Source organism: Pseudomonas sp. PSPC2-3, assembly GCF_049898265.1.
In the GTDB taxonomy this organism is placed as follows: Bacteria; Pseudomonadota; Gammaproteobacteria; order Pseudomonadales; family Pseudomonadaceae; genus Aquipseudomonas; species Aquipseudomonas veronii.
In genome coordinates, this window is the sequence record NZ_JAFCXJ010000010.1 from 44526 (window position 1) to 66557 (window position 22032).

At 61.4% G+C, this 22032-nt stretch carries 19 protein-coding genes and 4 tRNA genes; 7 read left to right on the plus strand and 16 right to left on the minus strand.

Annotation, left to right across the window (positions count from 1 at the left end; translation table 11 throughout):
- The first annotated feature begins 82 nt into the window (after nt 1-82).
- A complete protein-coding gene (locus ACP7E3_RS22700) occupies nt 83-1603 on the plus strand; it encodes an MFS transporter (protein ID WP_126589467.1) in 1521 nt (506 codons plus the stop codon).
- 79 nt (nt 1604-1682) lie between these two features.
- Here ACP7E3_RS22700 and ACP7E3_RS22705 read toward each other — a convergent pair.
- From ACP7E3_RS22705 to ACP7E3_RS22735, 7 genes are all read right to left on the minus strand, one after another.
- Nucleotides 1683-1759: transfer RNA gene (locus ACP7E3_RS22705), tRNA-Asp, on the minus strand.
- 19 nt (nt 1760-1778) lie between these two features.
- Nucleotides 1779-1854, minus strand: a tRNA-Val gene (locus ACP7E3_RS22710).
- 243 nt (nt 1855-2097) lie between these two features.
- A complete protein-coding gene (pcaG, locus tag ACP7E3_RS22715; protein ID WP_426124452.1) occupies nt 2098-2700 on the minus strand; it encodes a protocatechuate 3,4-dioxygenase subunit alpha in 603 nt (200 codons plus the stop codon).
- A gap of 12 nt (nt 2701-2712) precedes the next feature.
- Complete coding sequence (gene pcaH, locus ACP7E3_RS22720) at nt 2713-3432, minus strand: protocatechuate 3,4-dioxygenase subunit beta (protein ID WP_017846846.1); 720 nt, start codon at nt 3430-3432, stop codon at nt 2713-2715.
- Nucleotides 3433-3561: 129 nt separating this feature from the next.
- On the minus strand, nt 3562-4491 hold the full coding sequence (pcaQ, locus tag ACP7E3_RS22725; RefSeq protein ID WP_017846845.1) for a pca operon transcription factor PcaQ: 930 nt from the start codon (nt 4489-4491) through the stop codon (nt 3562-3564).
- 226 nt (nt 4492-4717) lie between these two features.
- Nucleotides 4718-4794: transfer RNA gene (locus ACP7E3_RS22730), tRNA-Asp, on the minus strand.
- 19 nt (nt 4795-4813) lie between these two features.
- Nucleotides 4814-4889: transfer RNA gene (locus ACP7E3_RS22735), tRNA-Val, on the minus strand.
- Nucleotides 4890-5048: 159 nt separating this feature from the next.
- Between ACP7E3_RS22735 and rdgC the strand changes: the two genes are divergently transcribed.
- The 3 genes from rdgC to sugE all read left to right on the plus strand — a co-directional run bounded on the left by rdgC (nt 5049) and on the right by sugE (nt 7510).
- The gene (gene rdgC / locus ACP7E3_RS22740; protein WP_017846844.1) at nt 5049-5969 is read left to right on the plus strand and encodes a recombination-associated protein RdgC; all 921 of its coding nucleotides are present in this window, start codon (nt 5049-5051) and stop codon (nt 5967-5969) included.
- 154 nt (nt 5970-6123) lie between these two features.
- Complete coding sequence (locus ACP7E3_RS22745) at nt 6124-7089, plus strand: bile acid:sodium symporter family protein (protein ID WP_017846843.1); 966 nt, start codon at nt 6124-6126, stop codon at nt 7087-7089.
- A gap of 106 nt (nt 7090-7195) precedes the next feature.
- A complete protein-coding gene (sugE, locus tag ACP7E3_RS22750; RefSeq protein ID WP_017846842.1) occupies nt 7196-7510 on the plus strand; it encodes a quaternary ammonium compound efflux SMR transporter SugE in 315 nt (104 codons plus the stop codon).
- A gap of 67 nt (nt 7511-7577) precedes the next feature.
- Here sugE and ACP7E3_RS22755 read toward each other — a convergent pair whose 3' ends face one another.
- From ACP7E3_RS22755 to ACP7E3_RS22770, 4 genes are all read right to left on the minus strand, one after another.
- Nucleotides 7578-9347, minus strand: coding sequence for a M91 family zinc metallopeptidase (locus tag ACP7E3_RS22755; RefSeq protein ID WP_426124456.1), 1770 nt, complete (start codon nt 9345-9347; stop codon nt 7578-7580).
- 175 nt (nt 9348-9522) lie between these two features.
- Nucleotides 9523-11397 carry an MFS transporter gene (locus tag ACP7E3_RS22760; RefSeq protein ID WP_426124458.1) on the minus strand — a complete coding sequence of 625 codons (1875 nt, stop codon included), beginning with the start codon at nt 11395-11397 and terminating at the stop codon, nt 9523-9525.
- 58 nt (nt 11398-11455) lie between these two features.
- Nucleotides 11456-12604, minus strand: coding sequence for a TDT family transporter (locus ACP7E3_RS22765; RefSeq protein ID WP_057005847.1), 1149 nt, complete (start codon nt 12602-12604; stop codon nt 11456-11458).
- Between the two features lie 107 nt (nt 12605-12711).
- Nucleotides 12712-13905 (minus strand): MFS transporter, encoded by a 1194-nt coding sequence (locus ACP7E3_RS22770; protein WP_046384159.1) that lies wholly within the window; start codon nt 13903-13905, stop codon nt 12712-12714.
- A 91-nt stretch (nt 13906-13996) separates the two neighbouring features.
- On the opposite strand from ACP7E3_RS22770, the gene ACP7E3_RS22775 reads away from it, so the two are divergent.
- On the plus strand, nt 13997-14542 hold the full coding sequence (locus ACP7E3_RS22775; protein WP_046384160.1) for a TetR/AcrR family transcriptional regulator: 546 nt from the start codon (nt 13997-13999) through the stop codon (nt 14540-14542).
- A gap of 72 nt (nt 14543-14614) precedes the next feature.
- Here ACP7E3_RS22775 and ACP7E3_RS22780 read toward each other — a convergent pair whose 3' ends face one another.
- From ACP7E3_RS22780 to ACP7E3_RS22795, 4 genes are all read right to left on the minus strand, one after another.
- Nucleotides 14615-15394, minus strand: a complete 780-nt coding sequence (locus tag ACP7E3_RS22780; protein WP_017846834.1) for an ABC transporter permease — start codon at nt 15392-15394, stop codon at nt 14615-14617.
- A complete protein-coding gene (locus ACP7E3_RS22785; protein WP_017846833.1) occupies nt 15391-16323 on the minus strand; it encodes an ABC transporter ATP-binding protein in 933 nt (310 codons plus the stop codon). Before ACP7E3_RS22785 ends, ACP7E3_RS22780 begins: the two co-directional genes overlap by 4 nt.
- A 134-nt stretch (nt 16324-16457) precedes the next feature.
- Complete coding sequence (locus ACP7E3_RS22790; protein WP_017846832.1) at nt 16458-17075, minus strand: glutathione S-transferase family protein; 618 nt, start codon at nt 17073-17075, stop codon at nt 16458-16460.
- 56 nt (nt 17076-17131) lie between these two features.
- On the minus strand, nt 17132-17791 hold the full coding sequence (locus tag ACP7E3_RS22795; RefSeq protein ID WP_046491106.1) for a transglutaminase-like domain-containing protein: 660 nt from the start codon (nt 17789-17791) through the stop codon (nt 17132-17134).
- 202 nt (nt 17792-17993) lie between these two features.
- On the opposite strand from ACP7E3_RS22795, the gene ACP7E3_RS22800 reads away from it, so the two are divergent.
- Both ACP7E3_RS22800 and ACP7E3_RS22805 read left to right on the plus strand, forming a co-directional pair.
- Nucleotides 17994-20441, plus strand: a complete 2448-nt coding sequence (locus ACP7E3_RS22800) for an acyl-CoA dehydrogenase (protein WP_426124463.1) — start codon at nt 17994-17996, stop codon at nt 20439-20441.
- Nucleotides 20442-20515: 74 nt separating this feature from the next.
- The gene (locus tag ACP7E3_RS22805) at nt 20516-20923 is read left to right on the plus strand and encodes a PA2817 family protein (RefSeq protein ID WP_017846829.1); all 408 of its coding nucleotides are present in this window, start codon (nt 20516-20518) and stop codon (nt 20921-20923) included.
- Between the two features lie 97 nt (nt 20924-21020).
- Here ACP7E3_RS22805 and ACP7E3_RS22810 read toward each other — a convergent pair whose 3' ends face one another.
- A complete protein-coding gene (locus tag ACP7E3_RS22810; RefSeq protein WP_128192200.1) occupies nt 21021-21953 on the minus strand; it encodes a LysR family transcriptional regulator in 933 nt (310 codons plus the stop codon).
- Between the last annotated feature and the right edge of the window lie 79 nt (nt 21954-22032).

Genomic DNA, 22032 nt, shown 5'->3' on the forward strand with positions numbered 1-22032 from the left:
TGAGTGGAATGTAAGGCTGTTTATCGATGATTGCATCCTGTCTAGAGTCTTTGTCTTCATAAAACAGCCGGAATGCCCCCCCATGCACACCACCACCGAGACCCTGCCCGCCCCGGGCCGCCATGCCATCCTGGCCGCGATTTGCCTGGCGGCGTTGGTGTTGCCCATGAGCTTTACCGGCGGCGCTGTCGCCACGCCATTTATCGGCCAGACATTCGCCGCCCACCCCACGCAACTGGCGTGGATCACCAACGCGTTCATGCTCAGCTTCGGCAGCTTGTTGATGGCCGCCGGCACCCTCGCCGACCGCTATGGGCGCAAGCGCCTGTTTTTATGGGGCATGGCACTGTTTACTGGCGCCTCCCTGTGGCTGACGGTGGCACCGGGCATGCTCTGGCTGGATGCCTTGCGCGCACTGCAGGGCGTCGCGGCGGCCATCGCGCTGGCCAGCGGTTGTGCGGCGCTGGCCCAGGAATTTGACGGGCATGCGCGCACGCGCGCCTTCAGCCTGCTGGGCACCACCTTCGGCGCGGGGCTGGCGTTTGGCCCGCTGTTGTCGGGGCTGCTGATCGAACAGTGGGGCTGGCGCGCGATTTTCCTCGGCACGGCCGTGCTGGCAGGCCTCTCGCTCATGCTCGCCGCGCCGACCCTGCGGGAAAGCCGCGATCCCCGGGCACTGCGCCTGGACACGGCCGGCGTGCTGACGTTTTCGGCCATGCTGGTGAGCTTGACCACAGCGGTCATCCTCGCGCCGGAACAGGGTTGGGGCGCGGCGAGCACACGGTACCTGCTGGCGGCGGCCGCCGTGTTGCTGCTGGTGTTTATCCTCGTTGAACATCGCGTCCGCCACCCGATGCTCGACCTGCAGCTGTTTCGCTTTGCGCGCTTCCTTGGCGTGCAACTGCTGCCGATCGGCACCTGTTACTGCTACATCGTCCTGATCGTGTTGCTGCCGCTGCGCTTTATCGGCGTCGAAGGCCACGGCGCGTCCGAGGCAGGCTTGATGATGCTCGCACTGTCGGCGCCCATGCTGGGGGTGCCGATGCTCGCGGCGACGCTCACGCGCTGGCTGTCGGCGGGCGTGCTGTGCGCCATTGGCCTGCTGATCGCGGCGGCGGGCTTGTATGCGCTGAGCCTGGTTCAGGTCGGCCAGCCGTGGCAGACAGTGGTCGCGATGCTGATCATCGGCATCGGCACCGGGTTGCCATGGGGCTTGATGGACGGGCTGGCGATCAGCGTGGTTCCCAAAGAACGTGCGGGCATGGCGGCGGGGATTTTCAATACCACACGCGTGGCCAGTGAAGGCGTGGCGCTGGCGGTTACCCTGGCGGTGTTGAGCGCCCTGGTTGCGCATCATCTGCCGCAGCACACGGCGCTGGACGTTTCCGTCATTGCGCAGAGCCTGGTCATGGGCAATGTGCAGCACGCCAGTGCGAGCCTGCCCGTGGCGGTGTTGCGCACGGCCTATATCGCCGGCTTCAACAACTTGTTGCAACTGCTGGCGGGCTTCACCTTGCTGACGGCGGCGGCGGTGTTGATTTTCCTCGGTCGACGCCCCATCGCGCCCCTCCACGCCGAGGCCGCACAGGGAGAGCCGAACTGAATTGCAGACAAAAAAAAGCCCGCTCAATGAGCGGGCTTCCTGTGGTGACCTGGCGTTCAGCATTCCAGGTGACCGAATATGGCGCAGCGGACGGGACTCGAACCCGCGACCCCCGGCGTGACAGGCCGGTATTCTAACCGACTGAACTACCGCTGCGCGTAACACATAAAGCGAATGGTGGGTGATGACGGGATCGAACCGCCGACCCTCTGCTTGTAAGGCAGATGCTCTCCCAGCTGAGCTAATCACCCTTCACTTTCGGTGTGGGCCGCATCATATACGAAAAATCCGCAATGTGTTGATTTAAATGCAATTTATTTTAAATATTTTTCAATGAGCGGCGCGCCCCGGTAAAAACGGGCTTCTTCTGGGCCAAACGCGGCGCTATTGCGTTTACCCGATGGCTCGTTATCAGGTCACCCCGCACTGGGTTTTCCAAAGCCCAGACCGCAAAAAGCCCGCTCAATGAGCGGGCTTGCCGTGCCCCCCCTCCGTCAGAAGTCGAAGAACACTGTTTCTTCTTCGCCCTGTATGCGGATATCAAAACGATAAGCCAACTTGCCATCAACCGTGCAACGCTTGGCGACCAGCGTCTCCCGACGTTGAGGCTGCTCGATCAGATTCAGCACCGGATCGACCGCATTGGCATGGGCTTCGTCGTCGAAGTACACCCGGGTCTGCAAGTGAATATTGATGCCCCGCGCGAACAGCAAAACATTGACGTGCGGCGCCATCGGCACACCTGCAGCGTTCTTCACGGTGCCCGGCTTGACGGTATGGATCTGCCACTCGCCAGTATCCGTGGTCGCCGTGCGGCCAAAACCGTTGAAGGGCTTTTCCAGGTTGTAGTCGCTGTCGTAAACGCCTTCGTGGTCAGCCTGCCAACATTCCAGGAACGCATCGCGGATCAGGTGACCGTTGCCGTCATAGACATGGCCCAGCAACAGGATGTGCTCCCCCGGCGCACCAGGCTTGGCCATTTCGTTCCAGATTTCCTGCTCGCGGGGCGGGTTGCCTGCCGCCTCCAGCGCCAGGCCGATATGCACGTAAGGACCGGCGGTTTGCGACGGGGTTTCAGGCAGAAGTTCAACGGGCATGGACGTGCCTCCTCAACGGTTTTCGAAGTGGGTCTTGCGCTGACCGCGCAGAACGATATCAAAGCGATAAGCCAGGCAATCCATGGGATTGGCCATGCTCATATCAAGCCTTGCGATCAGGCTCTGCACCGCATCCGGATTGGCGATCGACTTGACGATCGGGCACATCGGGATGAGCGGGTCACCTTCGAAATACAGCTGGGTGATCAATCGCGTGGCAATCGACGGGCCACTGATGGAGAAGTGAATATGCGCCGGACGCCAGTCGTTGGGACCATTGCGCCACGGATACGGACCGGGCTTGACCGTGCGGAAACTGTAGTTGCCGTCGCGGTCGGTCAAGGCACGGCCGACGCCGCCGAAGTTAGGGTCGATGGGGGCCAGATAGCTGTCTTTCTTGTGTCGATAGCGACCACCGGCATTGGCTTGCCACATCTCCACCAGGGTATGGGGAATCGGCTTGCCATACTGGTCACAGACCCGACCGGCGACGATGATGCGCTCACCGATGGGCAAGCCCCCGTGGTTGAAGTTCAGCAGCAGATCGTTATCGTGCTGCCCCATCTTCAGGTGGGAAAAGTCCGGGCCGCTGGTTTCCGAGCGGGATAGGGGGATGCTCACCAAGGCTTGACGCGGGGAACGCAGGATCGAGGTTTTGTAGTCAGGCGTTAGGGCTTTGGGGTGCCAATTACGATCACGAATGACGAAACGGCTGTTGTCCGCATCAGACATGTCGGTTTCCTTTTTGTTATGGATGAAAATCAGGGGTGAACGCTGGGTAACCGGCAATCACCGCCCCAGTCTCGCCTGATCAGGCGCCCTCCAACACTGAAAAAACCGACCCTATCCATATCCAGATGGTTATGGATAGCAGCCTTCGCGATATTCCTCGCCCACCTCGCGCAACACCTCCACGCACCATTGAGCCGCCATGGACATCGTCAGCGCGGGATTGCTGCACAGCCCCACAGAACCACCGGGTTCACGAATACCCAGCTCCAACTCAAACAGATCACCTCGATTCAGGTCCTGCCTGACCGCATCAAAAGGCGCGACCCAGATCGCCTGACTGCCCTGCACATAACGCCGACTCAAGATCAACGACAGGGTTTCCAGACGCTGGCGCGGCGGGCTGATGCCGTGCTGCACAAACAGGCTGTCGGCGTATTTGCGGATCGTCGTCCCCGCCAGCGGCAACACCAGCGGATAATTTTCGATATGTTCATGCGCCTGCGGGTCAGCCAATAGCGGATGGCCGTTACGCACCACCAGGGTCATGGATTCGCTGTACAGATGCTCGAACATCAGCCCCAGGATCTGCGGGCTATCGGTCATGCGTCCGACCACCAGGTCCAACTCCCCTACACGCAATTGCGACAACAGGTACGCGCTCGGCCCGGTCACCACGCTCACGACCAACGCGGGATGTCGGGCATGCAAACGACAGACGACCTCGGGCACCAGCAAACTTTCCACGGTGGACAGCACGCCGAGCCTGGCGGTGAAGGGTTCGTGCTCGCCGGCACGCAGGCTATTCACCCCTTCTCGCAGCGCTTGTACGCTCGGCCCGGCATAACGCAAAAAAGCCACTCCGGCTTCAGTCAACGCCGCGCCACTTTTGCTGCGCACGAATAAAGTGGCGGTCAGCAGGGTTTCGAGTTCTTTGAGGGTCTTGGACAGCGCCGGCTGGCTGATCGCCAATTTTTCCGAGGCGCGCGCCAGACTGCCCTGGCGCGCCACTTCGAGAAAGCACACCAGATGGCGGAATTTGATGCGGGTATCGATATTCACCGTATGTTGCCGCCTTCGAGGTGTCCCCTGCCGCGCGTGAAAAAGCGCGAGAAGTAAGCTGGTTCGGAAGATTGCCCGCGAAAGTGTACCGCCGATCGATCTCACCACACAGCGAACGCAGGTTGGGCGGCGTCGCCAGGGCGCCGAATCCCAGGCAAAAAAAAGCCCGCTCAATGAGCGGGCTTTCTGTGGTGACCTGGCGTTCAGCGTTCCAGGTTACCGAATATGGCGCAGCGGACGGGACTCGAACCCGCGACCCCCGGCGTGACAGGCCGGTATTCTAACCGACTGAACTACCGCTGCGCGTAACACATAAAGCGAATGGTGGGTGATGACGGGATCGAACCGCCGACCCTCTGCTTGTAAGGCAGATGCTCTCCCAGCTGAGCTAATCACCCTTCGTTTCGGTGTGGCGCGCATTCTACGGAGCGACCCAAGGTCTGGCAAGCACTTTCTTAAATCTTTTTTTTCAGCCCTTCCAATGGCTTAGGCAGGGTTGGCCTCAGCCGCTATCAAGACAATAATGCCCCCCTTTGTATAAAGGAGAGACTCACCCCATGTGGTTCAAGAACCTGCTTATCTATCGCCTGACCCAAGATCTGCCTGTTGATGCCGAGGCGTTGGAAACTGCAATGGCCACCAAACTGGCGCGCCCTTGTGCAAGCCAGGAGTTGACCACTTACGGTTTCGTCGCACCTTTCGGTAAAGGCGAAGACGCTCCCCTGGTTCACGTCAGCGGTGATTTCCTGCTGATCGCTGCGCGCAAGGAAGAACGCATCCTGCCGGGTAGCGTGGTGCGTGACGCCGTGAAAGAGAAGGTCGAAGAGATCGAAGCCGAGCAAATGCGCAAGGTCTATAAAAAGGAACGGGACCAGATCAAGGATGAAATCATCCAGGCCTTCCTGCCGCGCGCGTTTATCCGTCGTTCGTCGACCTTCGCCGCGATCGCGCCGAAACAGGGCCTGATCCTGGTCAACTCGGCCAGCCCGAAACGCGCCGAAGACCTGCTGTCGACCCTGCGTGAAGTGATCGGCACCCTGCCGGTGCGCCCACTCACCGTGAAAACCGCGCCAACCGCGGTCATGACCGACTGGGTCACCACCCAGAAACCGGCCGATGACTTCTTCGTCCTCGACGAATGCGAACTGCGCGACACCCACGAAGACGGCGGCATCGTGCGCTGCAAGCGCCAGGACCTGACCAGCGAAGAAATCCAGCTGCACCTGAGCACCGGCAAAGTGGTGACCCAACTGTCGCTGGCCTGGCAGGACAAGCTGTCCTTCATGCTCGACGACAAGATGACCGTCAAGCGCCTGAAGTTCGAAGACCTGCTGCAGGACCAGGCCGAACAGGACGGTGGCGACGAAGCCCTGGGCCAACTGGACGCCAGCTTTACCCTGATGATGCTGACCTTCGGCGAATTCCTGCCGGCGCTGATCGAAGCACTGGGCGGCGAAGAGACCCCACAGGGTATCTAAGCGCACTATCGCCTTACTGTAGGAGCGAGCTTGCTCGCGAAAAACCTGAGCGCGCCGCGTGCATTCAAAATGCCCGCGTCATCGTTGACGATTTTCGCGAGCAAGCTCGCTCCTACAATGGTTTTTCCGTACACCTAATAATAAGGACTTCCCCATGCGCGCACTCGCCGCCTTGAGTCGCTTCGTCGGCAATACCTTCGCCTACTGGGTGTTGATCTTTGCTGTGCTGGCCTTCGTCGAACCCGGCTGGTTCATCGGCTTGAAAAGCGCCATCGTCCCGCTGCTGGGCCTGGTGATGTTCGGCATGGGGCTGACCCTCAAACTCGAAGACTTCGCCGAAGTCGCCCGCCATCCGTGGCGCGTGGCCCTGGGCGTGGTCGCGCACTTTGTGATCATGCCGGGCGTGGCCTGGTTGCTGTGCCGGGCCTTCAACCTGCCGCCCGAAATCGCCGTCGGCGTGATCCTCGTCGGCTGCTGCCCAAGCGGCACCTCGTCCAACGTGATGACCTGGCTGGCCCGTGGCGACCTGGCGTTGTCGGTGGCGATCGCCGCCGTCACCACCCTCCTCGCGCCACTGCTGACCCCGGCGCTGATCTGGCTGCTGGCTTCGGCCTGGCTGCCGGTGTCGTTCATGGAATTGTTCTGGTCGATCCTGCAAGTGGTGCTGTTGCCGATCGTGCTTGGCGTGGTGGCGCAACGTGTGCTCGGCGAGCGGGTCCGCCATGCGGTGGAGGTGCTGCCGCTGGTATCGGTGGTGAGCATCGTGATCATCGTCGCCGCCGTGGTGGCCGCCAGCCAGGCCAAGATCGCCGAGTCGGGCCTGCTGATCATGGCCGTGGTGATGCTGCACAACAGCTTCGGTTACGTGCTGGGCTATTTCACCGGTCGCCTGTTCAAGCTGCCGTTGGCGCAACGCAAGTCGCTGGCGTTGGAAGTGGGCATGCAGAACTCCGGGCTGGGTGCCGCGCTGGCCAGCGCGCATTTTTCGCCGCTGGCCGCAGTGCCGAGTGCGCTGTTCAGTGTCTGGCACAATATTTCCGGGGCGCTGCTGTCGACGTACTTCCGCCGCATGAGCGAAAAGGAAGACCGCCGCACCCTGGAAGCCACTGCAAAAACTTGATCGTTTGATCAATCTTCGGCACTCTACCGAACGCCGCGGGGACGACCCCGCGACGCTATCGCGTACACATCAGGGGACGACCCCGCTTTTATAGAGGGAGGTCATCATGTCCTGGATCATTCTGGTTTTCGCCGGGCTGTTCGAAGTCGGCTGGGCCGTCGGCTTGAAATACACCGACGGCTTTAGCAAGCCGCTGCCCACCGCCCTGACGATTGCCGCCATGGCCATCAGCCTCGGCCTGCTGGGGCTGGCCATGAAGGAATTGCCGCTGGGCACCGCCTACGCCATCTGGACCGGCGTGGGTGCAGTGGGCACGGTGATCGCCGGGATTATCCTGTTCGGGGAATCCATGGCGCTGTTCCGGCTGGCCAGTGTGGCGTTGATCATCGCCGGGTTGGTGGGGCTCAAGATCAGCGCGTAGCCTCTGCCGGCACGCAGTCTCGCCCCCCACCTACATAATTCCCCCCGCAGCAACGATCGACGCATGGTTACGTATAGCGCTGGCGTAATGGCAAACCAAACTCGTAGAGCAGCGCGTTTTCGGTGAAGGGCCAGACGTTGTAGGTGGAGGCCGGCAGATTCGGGTCGAATTTATAGGGGGCGTGGCTGGTGAAGAGTCCGACCGCCTGGCGCTCAAAATTATCCTCGTACACCGGCATAAACCGGGGTCGGCCATTTGAGTCGTAGCCCACCATTTTGGTGCCTGAAAAAGTCGTACCTGTCAGCGCAGAGCCTTCACCAAAATTGATCGCATGGGCGAGCTCATGTTGCAGAACAACGATCGGAGGCCGTTGGTCCCCCGGCACAATGAAGTTAGGTTGATACGTCAGGACCGGATCTGTTGCAGGTATGCCCGCAACGCCGTCTTTGACAAAACCGTCGCCATAATCAGCACGGCGGCCTTCATCGCTGCGCGTAACTCCGAGACCTGGATCACTGTAGTCATAGAAACTACCATCGGCCCCTTGTCGGATCTTGACAGGCGCTTCAAGCGAATCGATTTTTGCAAGCACCCTCTGCCCCACCGGCGAGCCTCTGAGAAACTCAAGGTCATCATTTACACGCTGGCGGAACTCCGGGCTTCCTTCGACTTTGATCCCGCGATGACCGACGTCAAGGGGGGCGACTTCCCGAAAGCCTGACTCGGAACGGAGCTGGCTCAGATCGTCGACCCCTCGCCGTCCGAAGACACGATCATTTTCATTGGTTGTCTGGACAGTATCCCGCCCCCTCCCGGTATAAATAGTATTGCTGTCTCCCCCGACGATATGGTCATCGCCCGGTCCGCCATGCAGAATGTTGTGCCCCCTTCCGCCATAAATCAGATCGTTATCCTCCCCGCCATCCACGTAGTTGGTTTTGGTATCTGGCCCTCCGCCTGCACGCAATTCATCGCTGCCTTTGCCACCGTAAATCACAGCATTGCCACTGCCCCCGGTGATAAAGTCATTTCCATCATTACCTTCGGCGTAGCTTTCACCGCTGCCCAGGTTAATCACGTCAGAACCCTCCCCGCCGAACACATTCGTCTTGCCCGACCCGGCGTAAACCGTATCGTTACCCGCGCCGGCATAGATAAACGTTTCCCGACTCCCCCCGTAACCGATGCTGACGCCATCATTCCCCCCGCCGGTTTCGACCACAACGCCCTGTTTGATTGCGGGATTTTCATGATGTTGAATGTCGTAGGACTTCCCATTGATCTGCGCGAGGAGCCCACCGTCCCGGCTTTCTTCGATATGGATAGAATCATCACCATTGCCGGTTTTGATGCGAAGGGTCTCATGGTTCCGTTGTGCACGAGACGAGGTGCCACGTTCGCGAGTAATGCTGACATTGCCATCATGGTATCCCCGACTCGGGTCGACCTTGGTCGGCGCAGACGGTGATGAAGGGCTGCCAAAATCAATACTGCCTTGCCGGCCCTCGGCCTTGGCGCGAACCTGTTCACGACTGGGCGCGCTCTGGAAGTATGAATCGGCCGGCGCAGCATCAGATTGCCTTGCACGCCGCTGGAGATCGGAGTCACTGCCATAAGTCACCGGGCCAGCCTCGACTGAACCGATCTCCACCCTGGATGGCCCATGAGTATTGTTGTACATAAACGGCACATTGGCAGTGATCGGAGCCGCATGGGCGGCCTGTCTGACGGGATCACTCGCCGCGCGATAGGCCGAGTTGGCTTTTTGATCTTCGCCGGAGTAAGCCAGCTGCGGCTGCGGTGAAGCAGCAGAAGCAGAAGTAGAAGTTGAGTCCATCGTTAGCTCCCGTCATACGCAGAGGAAGACGATAACTCTGTGGCGTGCTGACCGAAAACGTTCCTCCAATAGAGTGAAAAATTACCGGACTGGGCATGAAGGAGCCGCGTCACGCCGGAACATCCTGGCGCCACACCGCTCGCCAGCAGCACGCATGCCGAGTAAACCCGGCTCGCTACTTCACCGCCCCCCGCAGTTCCCCGACCAAACCCTGCAAGTGCGACGGTGTCGCTGCCTGCGCCGTTACCGGCTGGCCGACCACCAGTGTCACGCGCGACCAAATGCGATGAAAGAAGCCCTTGTTAGGGTCGCGGCTGAAAAAACTCCCCCACAAGCCCTGCAACGCCAATGGAATCACCGGCACCGGCGTCTCTTCCAGAATGCGCGTCACACCACCGCGGAACTCGTTCATCTCGCCATCACTGGTCAACTTGCCTTCCGGGAAGATGCACACCAACTCGCCGTCCTTCAGGTACTGCGCAATTCGTGTGAAGGCTTTTTCGTAGATCTGGATGTCTTCATTACGCCCGGCAATCGGAATCGTCCCGGCGGTGCGAAAGATGAAGTTGAGCACCGGCAAGTGGTAGATCTTGTAGTACATGACAAAGCGAATCGGCCGACGCACCGCGCCACCAATCAACAGCGCATCGACGAAAGAGACGTGGTTGCACACCAGCAAGGCCGCGCCTTCGTCCGGGATCAGTTCCAGGTTGTGATGCTCGACGCGGTACATGGAATGGCTGAGCAGCCAGATCATGAAACGCATGGTGAACTCGGGGACGATCTTGAAGATGTAGGCGTTGACCGCCACGTTGAGCAGCGACACCACCAGGAACAGCTCGGGGATCGACAGCTTGGCCACGCTCAGCAGCAGGATCGACACAATCGCCGAGACCACCATGAACAGCGCGTTGAGGATGTTGTTGGCGGCGATCACCCGCGCCCGTTCGTTCTCGGCGGTGCGCGACTGGATCAGTGCGTACAACGGCACGATATAGAAGCCGCCGAACACACCCAGGCCGAGGATATCGAACAACACCCACCAGGCCTGGCCGTACCCGAGCACCGCCAGCCAGTCGTTGGCCTGCACGTTCTGCGGCATGCCGCCGGAATGCCACCACAGCAGCAGGCCGAACACCGTCAGGCCGAAGGAGCCAAACGGCACCAGGCCGATTTCCACTTTACGCCCGGAGAGTTTTTCGCAGAGCATCGAGCCCAGCGCGATGCCCACCGAGAACACCGTGAGGATCAGGGTCACCACGGTTTCGTCGCCGTACAACCATTCCTTGGCGTAGGCCGGGATCTGCGTCAGGTAGATCGCGCCGACAAACCAGAACCACGAGTTGCCGACGATCGAGCGCGACACCGCCGGGGTCTGCCCCAGGCCCAGGCGCAAGGTGGCCCAGGACTGGCTGAAGATGTTCCAGTCCAGCCGCAGTTGCGGCGAAGACGCCGCCGCCCGCGGAATGCCGCGGCTGGCCAGGTAACCCAGCAGCGCCACGCCGACAATCGCCACCGCCACCACCGGCGCGTAATGGGCGGACGACATCATGATCCCGGCGCCGATGGTGCCGGCCAGGATCGCCAGGAACGTGCCCATTTCCACCAGGCCGTTGCCACCCACCAGCTCATCCTCGCGCAGGGCCTGAGGCATGATCGAGTACTTCACCGGGCCGAACAGCGCGGAATGGGTACCCATGGCAAACAACGCCAGCAGCATCAGTTCCAGATGATTGAACAAAAAGCCGGTGGCGCCGACGGCCATGATCACGATCTCGCCGACCTTGATCGCGCGGATCAACGCGTCCTTGTTGAATTTCTCGCCAAACTGCCCGGCCAGCGCCGAGAACAGGAAGAACGGCAGGATAAACAACAAAGCGCACAGGTTGACCCAGATGGCGCGGTCACCGTCGATGCTCAACTTGTAGAGAATCGCCAGGATCAGCGATTGCTTGAAGATGTTGTCGTTGAAGGCACCCAGTAATTGGGTAATGAAGAACGGCAGAAAGCGCCGTGTGCGCAGCAAGGTGAATTGTGAGGGGTGGCTCATCGTCCGTGTTCCTGCGTGGCCTGGTTTTTTTTCAGGCCACGACTTTACCTAATCCCGCTTACTTATTCCCTAATCCTGCAATACACGGCGAAACAAAAAGCTCACCTTTATAGGCCCCCTGCACGGTGCGCTTGGCGACGACCAGCCACATCAGCGCCAACGCCAGCACCAGCATACCGCCCACTACGCTGAAGAACCCCAGGTGCAACACATTCGCCAGCTTCAACGTGGCCAGGGCGTAGACCCCCAACGGAAAGGTGAAGCCCCACCAGCCCAGGTTGAACGGGATACCGGCGCGCAGGTAACGCAGGGTGATCAGCACCGCGATCAGCATCCACCACAAACCGAAGCCCCACAGGGTAATCCCGGCGATCAAGCCCAGGCCGTAGGCGATTTCACCGACAGTGGGCAAGCCATTGGCGGCGAAGATCGCCGGTGCATCGCCGCCCAGCAGCAGCATACCGAGGGCGCCGGTGCCGATCGGGCCAAGTGCCAGCCAGCTCGACGCGGCCATGTTGGCGTGGGGCAGCTTATGCAGGGCCATGCGCAGCATCAGGATGGTCAGAATGCTGAACGCCACCGGCAGGGAAAATGCCCACAGCACGTAGCTGGTCACCAGCATCACCAGTTGCCCGTGGGCATCCGCCAGGTGCGTCGCCAACAAGCCACCGCTGGCGGCGGCGACTTCAGCGGCGACCACCGGCAACAGCCAGACGGCGGTCATCTGGTCGATGCTGTGTTCCTGGCGCGTGAACATCATGAACGGAATCAGCACACCGCAGGCCACTGCCATCGCCACGTCCAGCCACCATAGCGCTTCGGCCAGCGGCACCACGCCAGCACCCCAGCGCGGCAGGCCGAACAGCAGCAAACCGTTGAGCAGCGTAGCCAGGCCCATGGGAATGGTGCCGAAGAACATCGATACCGTGGAGTGCCCGAAGATCCGTCGCGCTTCGTCGAAAAACATCACCCAGCGCGCCGCATACAAGGCGCTGAACAGGATGAACAGGCCGATGGTGAACAGCCACAACCCTTCGGCGATGGCGTACATGCCGGGCAGATTGACCGGCAGTTGCGCCAGCGCCAGCGCCAACACCCCGGTGCCCATGGTGGCGGCGAACCAGTTCGGGGTGAACTGGCGGATCACTTCCCGCGGACGGGCCAGGTGGCTGAAGGGTTTGTAGTTCAGGGTGGTCGAGCAGGTCATGATGGCAATCCTCTTCCTCGTAGGAGGTTGGGGCCATGGTAGAACCTGAGCGCATATCTATATAACGGGTAATATCTCTAACTGTTATCTATTTTACCAATATAGCGTCAGACGCTGCCCTTGCACCCGACCCGCAATGCATCCTGGCGCAGCAACCCGGCCAGGGCGCCGAGGGTCAGCATGATCAGCACGACACCATAGCCGTCCGTGGTGGCGATGAGGCCAAAACTGCGGATCAGATTGCCCGCCAGCAAAGACGGCAGGCAGAACGCCAGGTAGCTCAGCACGTAAAACGCCGACATCAACCCCGCCCGCTCATGGGGCAAGGCCAGCGGCACCACACTGCGCAAGGCCCCGAGAAAGCCCGCGCCAAAACCACTGCCGGCGATCAACGTGGCGATGAAAAACAGCGGCAGGCTGGCGCTGTGGACCGCCGCGAGGATCAGTGCCACGCCAACGGCCAGCAGGCTGGCGCCCAACCGCAGGACCTTGTGGGCCGGGCGATTGCGCAGGCTGAAAATCATCAGCGCGCCGCTCAAGGTCAACACCGCGACCAGGCCGCCACCGATCAGGTTGGAGGTCGAGCCGGTCGCCGCCCGTACCAGCGACGGCGCCAGGGACAAATAGAAGCCGCCCATGGCCCACACCGCCACGTCCACCGGCAACGACAGCCACAACGCCCGGCGCGCTTGCGGCGGCACGTGCAGGGTCGGGCGCAATGACGCCAGCGCGCCGGGGATGCGGCTGACGGTTTCCGGTAAACGCCACACATACATGGCCTGCCCGAGCATCAGCGCGAGCAGTGTCCAGTAGATCAACTGGGTGGGCAGCGGCGCGAATTCCACCAGCAGGCTGCTGCCCATCGCGCCACAAGCCATGCCCAGCAAGGGCGCGACGCTATTGACCAGCGGCCCCTGTTGGCGGTCGGTGTCGAGCAGGGCCGCGCCCAATACCGCGGTGGCCATGCCGGTGGCGAAACCCTGCAGCGTCCGTGCGGCGATCAGCCAGGCCACGCTGCTCTCATTGATAAACAGCAGCATCGCCAGCATATTCAGGGCCAGTGCGGCAAAAATCACCGGCTTGCGCCCCAGGTGATCCGACAGCGAGCCCACGGTCAACAGCGCGGCCAGCAAGCTCAAGGCGTAGACCCCGAAGATCAGTGTGAGCATGCCCGAGGAAAAATGCAGGCCCTCCTGGTACAGGTGATACAACGGCGTCGGCGCGCTGGAGGCCGCCAGGAACGTCAGCAAGGTGATCGCCAGGAACACCAGGCTGGAACGATGAGAAGTGAGGCTGGACATGGGCACGCTCCGCTAAAGCTAATATTTTGCTTTTGTCGAGTGTGCTACTGCTCGCCGCTTAAAGCAAATTCTTTGTGTTAAGGTCACAGGCATGGCGATAAAAGAAGGCCTCCGCCCGGGGGGCCGTAGTGCCCGGGTACAAGAATCCGTCCATTCGGCGGTGCGCGAACTGCTGGAAACCCATGAGCGGTCCAGCGTCACCGTACCGATGATCGCGGCGCGCGCGGGCGTCACGCCGTCGACCATCTACCGCCGCTGGGGCGACCTCTCGGTGTTGCTCGCCGATGTGGCCCTGGCGCGCATGCGCCCGGACAGCGCGCCGGCCAACACCGGCAGCCTGCGCGGCGACCTGCGGGCGTGGGCCGAGCAATACCTGGATGAGATGAGTTCGGAGCCGGGGCGCAACATGATGCGCGATGTGCAATCCAGCCAGACGCCAGGGTATTGCGTGAGCATCCTGAGCGGGCAGCTTCAAACGATCGTCGAGCGCTACCCGAACGCCACGCCGCCACCGCCGAGCGCGGACCGCCTGATCAACCTGCTGGCGGCGCCGACGGTGTTTCGCATTCTGTTCTCCCCCGCGCCACTGGCGGTGGATGAGCTGCACGCGCTGATCGAGTTGGCGCTGCAAGGGTAAAGACGTTATTCAGAAACCAATGTGGGAACGGGCTTGCCCGCTCCCACATTTTTTACGGCGTGCAATCCGGCGTTACGTCCGCATCCCGCGCCCGCTCACCAGCAACCGCGCGCAACCGATGTACAACACCGCCGTGGCCACGACCATGAAGGTGATCGCCACGCTGATCCGGATATCCGACACGCCCAGGATGCCGTAGCGGAAGGCGTTGACCATGTGCAGCACCGGGTTGGCCAGCGACACGGTCTGCCAGAACGGCGGCAGCAAGGTAATGGAGTAGAACACCCCGCCCAGGTAGGTCAGCGGCGTCAGCACGAAGGTCGGGATGATCGAAATGTCATCGAAGTTGCGGGCAAACACCGCGTTGATGAAGCCCAGCAGCGAGAAGATCGTCGCCGTCAGCACCACCACCACCAGGGTGATGCCGAGGTGATGCACTTGCAGTTGGGTGAAGAACAACGACAACAAGGTCACGATCACGCCGACCATCAAGCCACGCAGCACGCCGCCCAAGGTGTAGCCGATCAGAATGGTGTGCGGCGACACCGGCGAAACCATCAGTTCTTCGATGGAGCGCTGGAACTTGCTGCCGAAGAAACTCGACACCACGTTGCCGTAGGAGTTGGTGATCACCGACATCATGATCAGGCCCGGCACGATGTACTCCATGTAGGTGAAACCGCCCATGCCGCCGATCTGCCGGCCGATCAGGTTACCGAAGATCACGAAGTACAGGACCATGGTGATCGCCGGCGGCAGCAGGGTCTGCGGCCAGATCCGGGTAAAGCGTTTCACTTCGCGGTAGACGATGGTTTGCAGGGCGATGAGGTTGGGTTGCAGTTCAGAATTCATACCGCCACCTTCGCCAGGTTTTTTTCCACCAGGGACACGAACAACTCCTCAAGGCGATTGGTTTTGTTACGCAGGCTCAGCACTTCGATGTGCTGGGTCGCCAATTGGCCGAACAGCGCGGTGATGCCCATGGCTTTATCCACCTGGACTTCCAGGGTGCGGCTGTCCACCAGGCGGCATGGGTAGCCGAGCAATTGCGGCGGCGCCGACCGTTCGGTCTTCAGGTCGAGCAGGAAGGTTTCCACATGCAACTGGCCCAGCAGGTTGCGCATGCTGGTGTTCTCGACAATGGTGCCGTGGTCGATGATGCCGATGTTGCGGCACAGTTGCTCAGCCTCTTCCAGGTAATGGGTGGTGAGGATGATGGTGATGCCTTTCTGGTTCAGCTCGGTGAGGAAGGTCCACATCGAGCGACGCAGTTCAATGTCCACCCCCGCGGTGGGCTCATCGAGGATCAGCAGGCGCGGTTCGTGGACCAGCGCGCGGGCGATCATCAAGCGTCGCTTCATGCCGCCGGAGAGCGAACGCGAAGGCACGTCGCGCTTGTCCCACAGGCCCAGTTGGGTCAGGTACTGCTCGGCGCGTTCCTTGGCGACTTTCGACGGGATGCCGTAGTAGCCGGCCTGGGTCACGACGATGTCGAAGGTCTTTTCGAACTGGTTGAAGTTGAATTCCTGGGGCACCACGCCGATGCAACGCTTGAGCGCCGCCGGGGATTTGTCCAGGTCATGGCCGAAGATATTCACCGTGCCGCTGGTCTTGTTGACCAGGGTCGAGAGAATGCCAATGGTGGTGGATTTGCCGGCGCCATTGGGGCCGAGCAAGGCGAAGAAATCACCTTCGGCAACGTCCAGATCGATACCACTCAGGGCCTGGAAACCGTTGCCGTAGGTTTTGGTTAGCTGCCGGATGGACAGAGCGGAACTCATAGCGGAATACGCACCAAAGAAGGGAATAGGGACAATAGATGAGGGCACACCGTGCATCGTTCAACGGCGGCGCATGACAAACATGGTGCTTGCCCGCGCCGCACAAGTACAGTCACCTGTATTAATAGTCAGTATCAGGTCAACGCGGTCATCACCGCTTTGCGGTACGCCGGGCGCTGTTGCAGGCGTTGGTACCAAGCCTCCAGGTGGGGCATGGCCGGGCGTTCGATGGGCATTTCAAACCAGGCGTAAACAAAGCAGCCCAAGGGGATATCGCCCATGCCGATGGCGTCGCCCGACAGGTAGGGCTGTTCGGCGAGCGCCTTCTCCACGGTGCCGAGTGCATCGATGCAGGCCTGGCGCCCGGCGTTGATGCTGTCCCAGTTCTGTTTTTCCGCCGGGGTGCGTACCACGCCCCAGAACACCGCCTTGAACGGCTCGGCGAGGGTCGAGGTGGTCCAGTCCATCCATTTTTCGGCACTGGCCCGCGCCTTCACGTCGCTCGGGTACCAGTTCGACGCCTGCTTGGCGCAGAGGTAACGCACGATGGTGTTGGATTCCCACAGCACGAAGTCGCCGTCTTCGATCATCGGCACCCGGCCGTTCGGGTTCAATGCGCGGTATTGCGGCGTGTCCACCACGCCAAACGCCCCGCCCGCATCGATGGCCTCATAGTCCAGGCCGAGTTCCTCGGCGCACCACAGGACTTTCCTGACGTTCGATGAATTTTTACGCCCCCAGATCTTCAGCATGACCGCGCCTTATTGTTGATGAACATGGCTTGATGAACGCAGCAGCATACGCCGGTTCACGGGCGGCTTAAATCGTCCTGCATGTCACCCAGCACGCTCGGCATCTGCTCGCCAAACAGGTGCGGGTAACATTTCTCCAGGTGGGCAAAGAAGAAATCTTCGGGCACATCCGCAAATTGCCCATGGTCCACCACGTACTCCATCGAGCGCTTGCCCTGGCGATTGAAGGCGTGGAACACACTGTCGTTGATCCCATCGAACGCCAGCGGCGGCACATCGAACAGCTCGCACAATTGCTGGTTGAACGCCGGCGTAGCTTTGACCCAGCGCCCGTTCAGGTACAGCTCGGTATAACCGTGCATGGCGAATACATCGCTTTTGAGCAGCGCGATCAGGCGTGGCGTCGACAGGTGATTGCGCACATCCGCCAGGCCGATGCGCGCCGCAATCCCGCAGTGCCGTGCGCAGGCGGCGAGCAAGGTGGCCTTGGGCACGCAGTAGCTCTGGCCGGCAGCCAGGGCGAAGCTGGCGTTCAGGGTGTTGGGGTCGCGGCTGAAGGTATAGGGGTTGTAGCGCACCGCCTCACGCACGGCGTAATAAAGACTGACTGCCTGGTCACCTGAATCCGCGCTGGAACCGCGATGTTTTTCGGCGAACTCCACCACCGCAGGGTGGTCACTATCGATGAAGCGGCTGGGATTCAGGTACGTTTCCATGGGTTTGATCTCCGGGGGAAGCCTGGAGTCTAACGACAGGTCCGCCACAGCGATAACGACGATTCGGCCAAATGTCGGCGCCTGGTGATCGGTGATCCCAAGGTGCTTCCAGTACAACTCGCCACACCCTGATCACCGCGCTTTCTCGGATGCCGACTAAGCTCAACGGTGGTTTCGCCCCTGGTTTCACGGAGGATTGAATATGTTGTTGTTGTGGATACTGGTTCTGGTGGTCGGCATTGCCTACCTGGCACACCGCCGCACCGCGCCCCTGCCCACCCTCGGCGTGGTCGCCGTATACCTGCTGGCGATGGGCGCCTGGAGCCACGCACCGGGTTGGCTGCTGCTGATCTGCTGGGTGTTGATTGCCATCGTGGCCGCGCCGCTGCTGCTGCCCGACCTGCGCCGCGAATACTTCACCAAGCCGCTGTTCAGTTGGTTTCAGAAGGTCTTGCCGCCAATGTCCGAGACCGAGCGCGATGCCATCGACGCCGGCACCGTCTGGTGGGACGGCGAGCTGTTCAGCGGCCGCCCCGACTGGAACACGTTGCTGGCCTACCCCAAGGCACGCCTGACCGAAGAAGAGCAGGCGTTCATCGATGGGCCGACCGAAGAACTGTGCGCGATGGTCAGCGACTGGCAAATCGGCCAGGCCATGGACCTGCCGCCCGCCGCCTGGGAACACATCAAGACCCATGGTTTCTTCGCCCTGATCATTCCCAAGGAGTACGGCGGCAAAGGCTTCTCCGCCTATGCCCACTCCCAGGTGGCAATGAAACTCGCGACCCGCAGCGGCGACCTGGCGTCCACCGTGATGGTCCCCAACTCCCTCGGCCCGGCCGAGCTGCTGCTGCATTACGGCACCGATGAACAACGCAACCACTACCTGCCGCGCCTGGCCCGTGGCGACGATATTCCCTGCTTCGCCCTGACCGGCCCGCTGGCCGGCTCCGACGCCGGCGCCATGCCCGACACCGGGGTGATCTGCAAAGGTCAATGGCAAGGCGAGGAAACCCTCGGCCTGCGCCTGAACTGGGAAAAACGCTACATCACCCTGGGCCCGGTCGCGACCCTGCTCGGCCTGGCGTTCAAGGCACATGACCCGGACCACTTGCTGGGCGAAGAAGAAGACCTGGGCATCAGCCTCGCGTTGATTCCCACCGATACGCCGGGCGTTGACATCGGTCGTCGTCACCTGCCGCTGGGCGCCGCGTTCATGAACGGGCCCAACTCCGGCAAGGACGTGTTCATCCCCCTGGACTACCTGATCGGTGGCCAGGACATGCTCGGCAAGGGCTGGATGATGCTGATGAACTGCCTGTCGGTGGGCCGCTCGATTTCCCTGCCGGCGGTCGGCACCGGCGCAGCCAAGTTCACCAGCCTGGTGACCGGCCAATACGCCCAGGTGCGCGAGCAGTTCAACGTGCCGCTGGCGGCCTTCGAAGGTATCCAGGAAGCCCTCGCCCGCATCGGCGGCAACGCCTGGCTGATGGACAGCGCGCGCATGCTCACCGCCAACGCGGTGGACCTCGGCGAAAAACCCTCGGTGCTGTCGGCGATCCTCAAGTACCACCTGACCGAGCGCGGCCGCGAATGCATCAGCCACGCCATGGATGTCCACGGCGGCAAGGGCATCATCATGGGCCCGAACAACTACCTGGGCCGCAGTTGGCAAGGCGCGCCGATCTTCATCACGGTGGAAGGCGCAAATATCCTGTCGCGCAACCTGATGATCTTTGGCCAGGGCGCGATCCGTTGCCACCCCTTCGTACTCAAGGAAATGGCCCTGGCCGGCCGCGAAGACCACGACCAGGCGCTCAAGGAATTCGATAGCCTGCTGATGCAGCACATCGGCTTTGCCGTGAGCAACGCCGCCAGCACCCTGGTGCTCAACCTGGGCCTCGGCCACTTCGAAAAAGCCCCCGGCAACCGCTTGAGCCAGGCTTACTTCCGCGCGCTGAACCGCCAAGCTGCGGCGTTCGCCCTGCTCGCCGACCTGAGCATGATGCTGCTGGGCGGCGAGTTGAAACGCCGCGAACGCCTGTCGGCACGCCTGGGCGATGTGCTGAGCCATATGTACCTGGCTTCGGCGGCGCTCAAGCGTTATCACGACCTGGATTCGCCGGACCACCTGGAACCGCTGTTCACCTGGGCCATGGAAGAAAGCCTGGGCGAAGCCGAACGCGCGCTGGATGAACTGCTGAGCAACTTCCCGAACAAGCTGCTCGGTTGCCTGCTGCGGGTCATCGTGTTCCCGTTCGGCCGTCGCCATACCGGCCCGTCCGATGCGCTGGATGCCGAAGTGGCCGCGGTGATCGGTCGCGCCAAGGGCGATCCGACCCTCGAAGAACTGCTGGCTGGCTGCTACCGCCCGCAATCGGCGCAAGACCCGGTGGGCGCCCTGCAACATGCCTGCGACCTGCTCGCCGCCAGCCATCCGCTGCAGAAAAAACTGCATGCGGCCCTCAAAAGCGGCCAGGTCAAACCGGCTGCCGGCGAACCGGCCATCGACGCCGCACTGCACGCCGGGGTGCTGCAACCGGCCGAGGCGCAAACCCTGCGTGAAGCCGAAGCGGCACGGCGCAAGGTGATCGACGTGGATGATTTCAGCAAGGAAGAACTGGCCCAGGCCGCGGGTAAAGTCCGCTGATCCCCCAGGCCATATAATTACGGGCGCTTGAGCTATATACTCTCGCGCCCGTTTTTGCTTTGAGGACTTATCTCGTGTCCAACGTCGTTGCCGATCATCTCGTCTTGCTCGACCACCTGCGCAGCATCCTGGTTGCCGTCGGCGAAGCCGAACAGGTGCCCGAGGAAAGCCACCTGCTGTTCCTGGAGCGTTTCGATGAACTGCGCGCCCTGCTGCCGATCGATCCGATCGAGAGCCAGTACCTGGGCCAGGACATGATGAGCCAGGTCATCCTGCGTTACCCGCAAATCGCCCATCTGGTGCCACGCGACCTGCTGTGGTTCTTCGGCGGCGATTGCCTGCACTTCATGCCCGATGAAGAACTGGACCTGTACCAGGCCCTGGAAGAGCGTCGCTTTGAAGCCGAACAGAACGATGAACCGTTCGACTGGAACCAGGAAAAACAGCTGCTGGCGATGCCGCAGGACCAGAGCAAGCACTGATCATTCAATGTGGGTGGGGGCTTGCCCCCGATGGCGGTGTGTCAGCCAATACATGCATGACTGATCCACCGCTATCGGGGGCAAGCCCCCTCCCACACTACCGTCGGCGCAGCGTCGGCTCGGTGGCCATGCACGCCACCAGGTAATCAATGAACACCCGCACCTTCGGCGGCAGGTACCGCGTCGGCGAGTGCAGCAGCCAGGCCTCGCCATGGTAGGACGCAATAAAGTCCCACGCCGGCAACACCTGCACCAGGCGCCCCTCATCCAACGCATGCCGCGCCGTGAAATACGGCAAGCTGCCAATCCCCACATGCTGCAACACCGCATCCAGGCGCACGCCGGTGTGGTTCGCCGCATACCGCCCCCGCACGCCCACCGTGACCGCCTTACCCGCCCGGCGAAACTTCCAGCGCGAGTCCCCCGGGGTTTCGCCCAGGTAGATGCAGCTGTGCGCCAGCAGATCATGGGGATGACTCGGCGTGCCATGCTCGGCCAGGTACTGCGGCGTCGCGCACAACACGTGTTCGATGGGCAGTAATTGCCGCCCCACCAGGCCCGGCGGCGGGCTGTCGGTGATACGGATACTCAGGTCGACGTTGTCATCGATCAGGTCCACCTGCCGGTCCTCGAGGATCAGTTGCACATCGACCTTGGGATAGCGCCGCAGAAATTCCGGCATATACGGATGCACCACGAACCGCCCCACCGCCTTGGGCACGCTGACCCGCACCAGGCCCTCGGCCTCGTGGGTGAACTGGCCGCTGATTTCCATCACCGAGCGCGCCGCGTTGACCATCTCCTGGCAACGCTTGAACACCTCTTCGCCGCCCTCGCTCAAACGCAGTTTGCGCGTGGTGCGTTGCAGCAGGCGCGTGGCCAACGCCTGTTCGAGACGCGAGATGCTGCGGCTCACCGCCGAAGGCGACACGCTCAGTTGTCGCGCTGCCGCAGAAAAACTGCCGGCTTCCACCACTTTGACGAAAATCGCCATTTCACCCAGCAGCGGCAAAGGAAGATTGATACTCATGACGCACAAGTCCATTGATAATTGAACGGATTATCACCCATTTGCGCACTATTTATACTGCCCGCAGAACCTTGATGCG

Excerpts from the sequence above, each read along its gene's own strand:
- ACP7E3_RS22790 (WP_017846832.1), bottom strand. The coding sequence starts at position 17,075 with ATGCTGAAGATCTGGGGGCGTAAAAATTCATCGAACGTCAGGAAAGTC.
- sugE (WP_017846842.1), top strand. The coding sequence starts at position 7,196 with ATGTCCTGGATCATTCTGGTTTTCGCCGGGCTGTTCGAAGTCGGCTGG.
- ACP7E3_RS22760 (WP_426124458.1), bottom strand. The coding sequence starts at position 11,397 with ATGAGCCACCCCTCACAATTCACCTTGCTGCGCACACGGCGCTTTCTG.
- ACP7E3_RS22800 (WP_426124463.1), top strand. The coding sequence starts at position 17,994 with ATGTTGTTGTTGTGGATACTGGTTCTGGTGGTCGGCATTGCCTACCTG.
- ACP7E3_RS22700 (WP_126589467.1), top strand. The coding sequence starts at position 83 with ATGCACACCACCACCGAGACCCTGCCCGCCCCGGGCCGCCATGCCATC.
- ACP7E3_RS22765 (WP_057005847.1), bottom strand. The coding sequence starts at position 12,604 with ATGACCTGCTCGACCACCCTGAACTACAAACCCTTCAGCCACCTGGCC.
- ACP7E3_RS22755 (WP_426124456.1), bottom strand. The coding sequence starts at position 9,347 with ATGGACTCAACTTCTACTTCTGCTTCTGCTGCTTCACCGCAGCCGCAG.
- ACP7E3_RS22795 (WP_046491106.1), bottom strand. The coding sequence starts at position 17,791 with ATGGAAACGTACCTGAATCCCAGCCGCTTCATCGATAGTGACCACCCT.
- ACP7E3_RS22775 (WP_046384160.1), top strand. The coding sequence starts at position 13,997 with ATGGCGATAAAAGAAGGCCTCCGCCCGGGGGGCCGTAGTGCCCGGGTA.
- pcaG (WP_426124452.1), bottom strand. The coding sequence starts at position 2,700 with ATGCCCGTTGAACTTCTGCCTGAAACCCCGTCGCAAACCGCCGGTCCT.
- ACP7E3_RS22745 (WP_017846843.1), top strand. The coding sequence starts at position 6,124 with ATGCGCGCACTCGCCGCCTTGAGTCGCTTCGTCGGCAATACCTTCGCC.
- ACP7E3_RS22770 (WP_046384159.1), bottom strand. The coding sequence starts at position 13,905 with ATGTCCAGCCTCACTTCTCATCGTTCCAGCCTGGTGTTCCTGGCGATC.
- pcaH (WP_017846846.1), bottom strand. The coding sequence starts at position 3,432 with ATGTCTGATGCGGACAACAGCCGTTTCGTCATTCGTGATCGTAATTGG.
- ACP7E3_RS22785 (WP_017846833.1), bottom strand. The coding sequence starts at position 16,323 with ATGAGTTCCGCTCTGTCCATCCGGCAGCTAACCAAAACCTACGGCAAC.
- ACP7E3_RS22780 (WP_017846834.1), bottom strand. The coding sequence starts at position 15,394 with ATGAATTCTGAACTGCAACCCAACCTCATCGCCCTGCAAACCATCGTC.
- rdgC (WP_017846844.1), top strand. The coding sequence starts at position 5,049 with ATGTGGTTCAAGAACCTGCTTATCTATCGCCTGACCCAAGATCTGCCT.
- ACP7E3_RS22810 (WP_128192200.1), bottom strand. The coding sequence starts at position 21,953 with ATGAGTATCAATCTTCCTTTGCCGCTGCTGGGTGAAATGGCGATTTTC.